The 459-nt window shown below is 63.4% G+C and carries 1 protein-coding gene; it reads right to left on the bottom strand.

The window, feature by feature from the left end; translation table 11 throughout:
* On the bottom strand, positions 1 to 459 hold a 459-nt coding region (locus ACPCUW_RS35200), incomplete at both ends, for an AMP-binding protein (RefSeq protein WP_423429700.1).

Here is a 459-nt window from a genome sequence, read left to right as displayed (position 1 = left end):
TTTTCCCAGCGGACGAGATCTCCGGTGCGATACATCCGGGCCCCGGGCGCGGCGTATGGGCAAGCCACGAACCGTGTCGCGGTCAGTGCGCTGCGACGCCGATAGCCGCAGCTGACTCCGTCACCTGCCACATACAACTCACCTGTCACACCAACCGGCACCGGCCGTAGCCAGCGGTCGAGGACGAACAACGCTGCACTTGGTACGGGCGAACCGATCGGTGGTGTGCCTGAATCCGGCGCCAATGGCGCAGTCAAGGAAACGCACATGGTGGTTTCGGTGGGGCCGTAGCCGTTGATGACCGTGTGTGTGGGCGCCCAGCGGTCTATCACTTGGGCCGGGCAGTGTTCGCCGCCGAGTATCAATGTCAGCGGTTCCAGGCCTTCTGGCGTGAGCATTGCTGCCGCAGTAGGTGTTTGGGTCAATACGGTGACGTGTTCGGCGGCAAGAAGGTCGTGG

Origin of the sequence: Nocardia sp. AB354, from assembly GCF_049538315.1 — a bacterium.
Taxonomy (GTDB): domain Bacteria; phylum Actinomycetota; class Actinomycetes; order Mycobacteriales; family Mycobacteriaceae; genus Nocardia; species Nocardia nova.
The sequence above is the reverse complement of the archived record's forward strand: the minus strand, read 5'-3'. Positions and strand labels throughout refer to the sequence as shown.